We start from the raw sequence: 8,337 nt of genomic DNA on the forward strand, positions 1-8,337 counted from the left end.
GCAAAAGATCAACAATAACGATTATGCTCGCCAGCTAGACCGAGCAATCCGCTCAGTCTTGTGTAGTTTTACTACTCGTATATACATTCGAAAGGCTGAAATGGCCGAGGATTTGTAGTAAAACTACAGGACGCCGAAGCAACCTTCGGCCATCCAAGAATTTATGTCGTCTGCCCACAAGGCCAGTCGCAAACTTCAGGCAACCGATTCTGGTAGCCTTTCCGCCCTGGAGCAAGCCATGCAAGACCTCGATCCCGTCGAAACCCAGGAATGGCTGGACGCCCTGGAATCGGTTCTCGACAAAGAAGGCGAAGACCGTGCTCACTACCTGATGACCCGTATGGGCGAACTCGCGACCCGCAGCGGCTCGCAACTGCCCTACGCCATCACCACGCCGTATCGCAACACCATCCCGGTAACCCACGAAGCACGCATGCCTGGCGACCTGTTCATGGAACGCCGCATTCGCTCGCTGGTACGCTGGAACGCCATGGCGATGGTAATGCGCACGAACTTGAAAGATTCTGACCTGGGCGGTCACATCTCCAGCTTCGCTTCCAGCGCAACCCTGTATGACATCGGCTTCAACTACTTCTTCCAGGCCCCGACCGAAGAACATGGCGGCGACCTGATCTACTTCCAGGGCCACACCTCGCCAGGCGTCTACGCCCGTGCGTTCATGGAAGGCCGCATCACCGAAGAACAAATGAACAACTTCCGCCAGGAAGTCGACGGCCAGGGCCTCTCGTCCTATCCGCACCCTTGGCTGATGCCTGATTTCTGGCAGTTCCCGACGGTATCCATGGGCCTGGGCCCGATCCAGGCGATCTACCAGGCACGCTTCATGAAGTACCTGGAAGCCCGTGGCTTCATCCCTGAAGGCAAGCAGAAAGTCTGGTGCTTCCTGGGCGACGGCGAGTGTGACGAGCCGGAATCCCTGGGCGCCATCTCCCTGGCCGGTCGCGAGAAGCTGGACAACCTGATCTTCGTCATCAACTGCAACCTGCAGCGCCTCGACGGCCCGGTTCGCGGCAACGGCAAGATCATCCAGGAACTCGAAGGCGTGTTCCGTGGTGCTCAGTGGAACGTGACCAAAGTCATCTGGGGCCGTTTCTGGGACCCACTGCTGGCCAAGGACGTCGACGGCATCCTGCAACGTCGCATGGACGAAGTCATCGACGGCGAGTACCAGAACTACAAAGCCAAAGACGGCGCGTTCGTACGTGAACACTTCTTCAACACGCCTGAACTCAAGGCAATGGTTGCAGACCTGTCCGACGACGAGATCTGGAAACTCAACCGTGGCGGCCACGACCCGTACAAGGTCTACGCGGCGTACCACGAAGCGGTCAACCACAAAGAACAACCGACCGTCATCCTGGCCAAGACCATCAAGGGTTATGGCACCGGTGCCGGCGAAGCGAAGAACACTGCGCACAACACCAAGAAAGTCGATGTCGACAGCCTGAAGTTGTTCCGCGACCGCTTCGACATCCCGGTCAAGGACGAAGAGCTGGAGAACCTGCCGTTCTTCAAGCCGGAGCCAAACAGCGCCGAAGCCCGCTACCTCAGCGAGCGTCGCACTGCACTGGGCGGTTTCGTGCCACAGCGCCGCGCCAAGAGCTTCAACATCCCGACTCCGCCACTGGATACCCTCAAGGCGATCCTGGACGGCTCGGGCGACCGTGAAATCTCCACCACCATGGCCTTCGTGCGGATCCTCGCGCAGTTGGTCAAGGACAAGGAAATCGGCTCGCGTATCGTGCCGATCATCCCGGACGAAGCCCGTACCTTCGGTATGGAAGGCATGTTCCGTCAGTTGGGCATCTACTCCTCCGTCGGCCAGCTCTACGAGCCAGTCGATAAAGACCAGGTGATGTTCTACAAGGAAGACAAGAAGGGCCAGATCCTCGAAGAAGGCATCAACGAAGCGGGCGCCATGAGCTCCTTCATCGCTGCCGGTACTTCGTACTCCAGCCACAACCAGCCGATGCTGCCGTTCTACATCTTCTACTCGATGTTCGGTTTCCAGCGTATTGGCGACCTGGCTTGGGCAGCAGGCGACAGCCGTACCCGTGGCTTCCTGATCGGCGGTACTGCCGGGCGGACCACGCTGAACGGCGAAGGCCTGCAACACGAAGACGGTCACAGCCACATCCTGGCGGGCACCATCCCGAACTGCCGCACCTTTGATCCAACCTACGGCTATGAGCTGGCGGTGATCATCCAGGACGGCATGAAGAAGATGACCGAAGAGCAGCAGGACGTTTTCTACTACATCACCGTGATGAACGAGTCCTACCAGCAGCCAGCCATGCCGGCCGGTGTCGAGGAAGGCATCATCAAGGGCATGTACCTGCTCGAAGAAGACACCAAGGAAGCCGCTCACCACGTGCAACTGATGGGCTCCGGCACCATCCTGCGCGAAGTGCGTGAAGCTGCAAAAATCCTGCGTGAAGAGTTCAACGTCGGTGCTGACGTATGGAGCGTTACCAGCTTCAACGAACTGCGTCGCGACGGCCTGGCCGTAGAGCGCAGCAACCGCCTGCACCCGGGCCAGAAGCCTGCGCGCACCTACGTCGAAGAGTGCCTGGCTGGCCGTAAGGGTCCGGTTATCGCCTCTACCGACTACATGAAGCTGTTTGCTGAACAAATTCGTCAGTGGGTACCGTCCAAGGAATTCAAAGTCCTGGGCACCGACGGTTTCGGCCGTAGTGACAGCCGCAAAAAGCTGCGTCACTTCTTCGAAGTCGACCGTCACTTCGTGGTGTTGGCAGCCCTGGAAGCCTTGGCTGACCGTGGTGAAATCGAACCCAAGGTGGTAGCAGACGCTATCGTCAAGTTCGGGATCAACCCGGAAAAACGCAACCCACTGGACTGCTGAGGAGACTTTCTGTGAGCGAACTCATTCGCGTACCTGACATCGGCAGCGGTGAAGGTGAAGTAATTGAACTGTTTGTGAAGGTCGGCGACACCGTCGAAGCCGACCAGAGCATCCTGACCCTGGAATCGGACAAGGCGAGCATGGAAATCCCTGCTCCCAAGGCCGGCGTGGTCAAAAGCCTGAAAGTGAAGCTGGGCGACCGCCTGAAAGAAGGCGACGAACTGCTTGAGCTGGAAATCGAAGGTGCCGCTGATGCGGCCCCTGCGGCGGCCGCTCCTGCTGCTGCCCCGGCTCCTGCCGCCGAGAAGCCTGCCGCTGCTGCCGAGGCCCCTGCGGCTCCGGCGGCTGCACCTGCCGCCGAAACAGTCCAGGACATTCATGTTCCGGACATCGGTTCGTCGGGCAAGGCCAAGATCATCGAGCTGCTGGTTAAAGTCGGCGACACCGTCGAAGCTGATCAATCGCTGATCACCCTGGAGTCCGACAAGGCCTCCATGGAAATCCCTTCGCCGGCTGCCGGTGTGGTGGAAAGCATTGCCGTGAAGCTGGAAGACGAAGTCGGCACTGGTGACTTCATCCTCAAGCTGAAAGTAGCGGGCGCTTCGGCTCCTGCTGCTGCCGCTCCGGCCGCCGCTGCTCCGGCCGCCAAGGCTGAAGCCGCACCGGCTGCTGCCGCGCCTGCGCCTGCTGCAAAAGCCGAGGCCGCACCGGCTCCGGCGGCTGCACCTGCGCCAAGCGGTGCCAAGGTTCATGCCGGCCCTGCCGTGCGCCAACTGGCCCGTGAATTCGGCGTCGAGTTGAGCGCGGTAGCCGCCAGCGGTCCTCACGGTCGCGTGCTCAAGGAAGACGTGCAGGTTTACGTCAAATCCATGATGCAGAAGGCCAAGGAAGCTCCGGCTGCCGGCGCTGCTACCGGTGGCTCGGGCATTCCGCCGATCCGCACCGTCGACTTCAGCCGCTTCGGCGAAATCGAAGAAGTGCCGATGACCCGCCTGATGCAAATCGGCGCGGCCGGCCTGCACGCCAGCTGGCTGAACATCCCGCACGTGACCCAGTTCGACCAGGCCGACATCACCGACCTGGAAGCATTCCGCGTTGCGCAGAAAGCCGTGGCCGAGAAGGCCGGCGTGAAGCTGACCGTGCTGCCCCTGCTGCTCAAGGCTTGCGCACATTTGCTCAAGGAGCTGCCGGACTTCAACAGTTCGCTGGCGCCAAGCGGCAAGGCGATCATTCGCAAGAAGTACGTGCACATCGGCTTTGCCGTCGACACTCCGGATGGCCTGCTGGTACCGGTCATCAAGAACGTCGACCAGAAGAGCCTGCTGCAGCTTGCCGCTGAGGCTGCTGCACTGGCTGCCAAGGCCCGCGACAAGAAGCTCACCCCGGACGACATGCAGGGCGCGTGCTTCACCATCTCCAGCCTCGGGCACATTGGCGGCACTGGCTTCACGCCAATCGTCAACGCGCCGGAAGTGGCGATCCTGGGTGTTTCCAAGGCCACTATCCAGCCTGTGTGGGACGGTAAAGCGTTCCAGCCGAAGCTGATGCTGCCACTGTCGCTGTCCTACGATCACCGTGTGATCAACGGCGCGGCTGCCGCACGCTTCACCCAGCGCCTGAGCCAGTTGCTGAACGACATCCGCACCATCCTGCTTTAAGCCACAACAGGTCTTCTGCCCATGCAGAAGACCTGGCTTCAACGATTTCCGAGCGCCACGCTCGTACCTCAACCCCGCCAATTGGCGGGGCTTTTTTTGCCTGCTTTCCAGGGAAAACCTGGACACGGAAATCGAGGTTGTACACCGCCCATCACCCCGGTTGCAGAAAACCGCTCGCTGGCCGATAACCCACTTATAGCACTTAGCCTTCATCCTCTCTTGTCAGCCTGTGCTGCATGATGCAACCTTGCCGCAGGCAACAGTAAAGAGGGCGTGAGCCCGGCGCGATGCGCATTTTTCCAAGCGAGTTTCCCCATGAAAAGCCAACCCGATGTCGCCCGTACGGCGGCCGAGGTAGTGACGCAATTACCGGTGCCTTCGCGCCTCGGTATGCTGCGTTTCGAGCGGCTTAATGAGGCTAGCTGGGCCCTGCTGTACCTCGACCCCAATTGCGAACGCCAGTTCGGCCTGCCCGCGATGGAACTGTGCGCCCTGATCGGCTCGCCCTACGCCAGCCTGATGGAGCCCCAGGCGCGCTATCAGCTGCATGATGCGATCCAGGAACAGCTGACCATCAGCCCGCATTACCTGGTGCGCTACACCCTGCACACCAACGACGGCCCGTTGAGCCTGCTGGAACTGGGTGAAGCCTACAAACAACACAATCGTCACCTGCTGCGCGGCTACCTGATGGTGGTCGACGGCCTGTTCAGTGATCTCCCACCGGCCCCTGCGGCAGACCTGGAGAGCCAGAACAGCCGCTTGCAGATTGCCCTGGAACTCAACCAGCGCGCCCAGCAGGAACAACTGCAACACCTTGAGCGGGTACGCGCCCAGCAGGAATTGATCCTGCTGCTGGCCCGCCAGCGCTACAGCACCAACAACTCGCTGCAGGAAGCCGCCGAGCTGATTACCCGCAGTGCCTGCGATATCTACCAGATCGACTGCGCGAGCATCTGGAACCTCGAAAACCAGCATCTGGTGCCGATTTCCGCTTATCACCGCGCCGATCAGCAGCACCACCTGCCAGAGTCTATCGATGCCAGTGGCTTCCCGGATTACCTGGAAGCCCTGCAAACCAGCCGTGCGATCGACGCCACCAACGCCATGCGCGACCCACGCACGCGTGAAATGGCCGAGAGCCTGCGCCCGCGGGACATCCACGCCATGCTCGACGCCAGCATCCGCGTCGATGGCAATGTGGTCGGCGTGTTGTGCCTGGAGCAAAGTGGCAGCACCCGCGTCTGGCAGTCCGACGAGATCGCCTTTGCCGGCGAGCTGGCCGACCAGTTCGCCCAGGTGATCAACAACCACAACCGCCGCACCGCCACCAGTGCCCTGCACTTGTTCCAGCGAGCCGTGGAGCAAAGCGCCAATGCGTTCCTGCTGGTCAATTGCGACGGCGTGGTGGAATACGTCAACCCCAGCTTTACCGCGATCACCCAGTACAGCACCGAAGAAGTCCACGGCCACCAGCTGTCGGAACTGCCGGCGCTGGAGAACCTAAGCGAGCTGCTGTTCGACGCGCCTTCAAGCCTGGCCAAGAGCAACAGTTGGCAAGGCGAGTTCAAGAGCCGGCGCAAAAACCTCGAACCCTACTGGGGCCAGTTGTCGATCTCCAAGGTTTATGGCGATAACCGTGAGTTGACCCATTACATCGGCATCTACGAAGACATCACCCAGACCAAGCTGGCCCAGCAGCGCATCGAGCGGCTGGCCTACACCGACAACCTGACCAACCTGGGCAACCGCCCGGCGTTCATCCGCAACCTGGACGAACGCTTTGCCCGGGACAGCGACAGCCCCATCAGCCTGCTGCTGGTGGACATCGACAACTTCAAGCGGATCAACGACAGCCTCGGCCACCAGACCGGCGACAAGCTGCTGATCAGCCTGGCCCGGCGCCTGCGCAACAGCCTGACCGCCAGTGGCAGCCTGGCGCGGTTTGCCAGTAACGAATTTGCCGTGCTGCTGGACGATACCGACCTTGAAACCGGCCAGCAGGTCGCCAGCCAGTTGCTGGCGACCCTCGACAAGCCGATGTTCGTCGACAACCAGCTGATCAGCGTCACCGGCTCCGTGGGCCTCGCCTGCGCGCCGCTGCATGGCCGCGATCCGCAGACCCTGATGCGCAACGCCGGCCTGGCGCTGCACAAGGCCAAGGCCAACGGCAAACACCAGGTGCAGGTATTTACCGAAGCGCTGAATGCCGAAGCCAGCTACAAGCTGTTCGTGGAAAACAACCTGCGCCGCGCCCTGACCCAGAACGAACTGGACGTGTTCTACCAGCCCAAGCTGTGCCTGCGCAGCGGTCGTCTGCTGGGGATGGAAGCGTTGTTACGCTGGAACCATCCGGAAAAGGGCATGATCCGCCCCGATCAATTCATCAGCGTGGCTGAAGAGACCGGGCTGATCATCCCCATCGGCAAATGGATCGCCCGCCAGGCCTGCCGCATGAGCCGACAGCTGACAGCCGCCGGCATGGGCAACCTGCAAGTGGCGATCAACCTGTCGCCCAAGCAGTTTTCCGACCCGGACCTGGTGGCCTCGATTGCCACGATCCTCAAGGAAGAACAGTTGCCGGCCAACCTGCTGGAACTGGAGTTGACCGAAGGCCTGCTGCTGGAAGCCACCGAAGACACGCGCCTGCAACTGGACCAACTGAAGAGTTTCGGCTTGACCCTGGCGATGGATGACTTCGGTACCGGTTACTCGTCGCTGAGCTACCTGAAAAAATTCCCGATCGACATCATCAAGATTGATCGCAGCTTCATCCATGAAATCCCGGACAACCAGGACGACATGGAAATCACCTCGGCGGTGATCGCCATGGCCCACAACCTCAAGCTCAAGGTGGTGGCCGAGGGCATCGAGACCGCCGAGCAGCTGGCGTTCCTGCGCCGCCACCGTTGCGACGTCGGCCAGGGCTACCTGTTCGACCGGCCAATCCCGGGGGCCGAGCTGATGACGATGCTTAAACGCTACCCTCGCGGGCCAATCGCCTGACAGCGCGGTAACACTCGGGCACACTGGCAGTCTGAACTCTTACTTGTAACTCAATCTGACTGAGAGGACTGATCATGGTCTTGCGCTCGGAAATCCTGGTGAATAAAAACGTGCTTCCCACTCAAGAACAAGCTTTGCCTGGCCGTGAAACCCCGATGTCGCTGCCCGAGACGCACTTCGTCAACGGCAACCCCCTGCTGGGCCCCTTTGTCGACAACGTAGAGTTTGCGATCTTCGGCCTGGGTTGCTTCTGGGGTGCAGAGCGTCGTTTCTGGCAGCGTGACGGTGTGGTCAGCACGGTAGTGGGTTATGCCGGCGGCTACACGCCGAACCCGACGTATGAAGAAGTCTGCTCAGGCCTGACCGGCCACAGCGAAGTGGTGTTGGTGGTGTTTGACCAGGACAAGATCAGCTACGAAGAGCTGCTGAAAATGTTCTGGGAACTGCACAACCCGACCCAGGGCATGCGCCAGGGCAATGACATCGGCAGCCAGTATCGTTCGGTGATCTACGCGGTCAAGCCGGAGCACCTGGAGGCGGCGAAGGCCAGCGCAGAGGCTTATCAGGCGGAATTGACCAAGGCGGGCCTGGGCACCATCACCACCGAAATCGAAGAAGCGCCGACGGTGTATTTCGCCGAGGCGTACCACCAGCAGTACCTGGCGAAGAATCCGCAGGGTTACTGCGGAATCGGCGGCACCGGCGTGACCTGCCCGATCTAAGAGCGACACCGATAAAAATGTGGGAGCGGGCTTGCTCGCGAAAGCGGAGTGTCAGTCACTGAATGTG

At 60.6% G+C, this 8,337-nt stretch carries 4 protein-coding genes; all 4 read left to right on the forward strand.

Features of this window, described 5'->3' with window-relative positions; translation table 11 throughout:
- The first annotated feature begins 238 nt into the window (after positions 1-238).
- The 4 genes from aceE (at position 239) to msrA (ending at position 8,270) form a co-directional block, all read left to right on the forward strand.
- On the forward strand, positions 239-2,884 hold the full coding sequence (gene aceE, locus ACW9I6_RS14675; protein WP_003209439.1) for a pyruvate dehydrogenase (acetyl-transferring), homodimeric type: 2,646 nt from the start codon (positions 239-241) through the stop codon (positions 2,882-2,884).
- Positions 2,885-2,895: 11 nt separating this feature from the next.
- Positions 2,896-4,542: a dihydrolipoyllysine-residue acetyltransferase gene (aceF, locus tag ACW9I6_RS14680; RefSeq protein WP_457339480.1), complete on the forward strand. Its 1,647-nt coding sequence runs from the start codon at positions 2,896-2,898 to the stop codon at positions 4,540-4,542.
- 315 nt (positions 4,543-4,857) lie between these two features.
- Positions 4,858-7,548, forward strand: a complete 2,691-nt coding sequence (locus ACW9I6_RS14685; protein ID WP_003209437.1) for a putative bifunctional diguanylate cyclase/phosphodiesterase — start codon at positions 4,858-4,860, stop codon at positions 7,546-7,548.
- A gap of 74 nt (positions 7,549-7,622) precedes the next feature.
- Positions 7,623-8,270 (forward strand): peptide-methionine (S)-S-oxide reductase MsrA, encoded by a 648-nt coding sequence (msrA, locus tag ACW9I6_RS14690; RefSeq protein ID WP_003209436.1) that lies wholly within the window; start codon positions 7,623-7,625, stop codon positions 8,268-8,270.
- Positions 8,271-8,337: the final 67 nt, after the last annotated feature.

The organism is Pseudomonas sp. SDO5522_S412 (assembly GCF_054071215.1).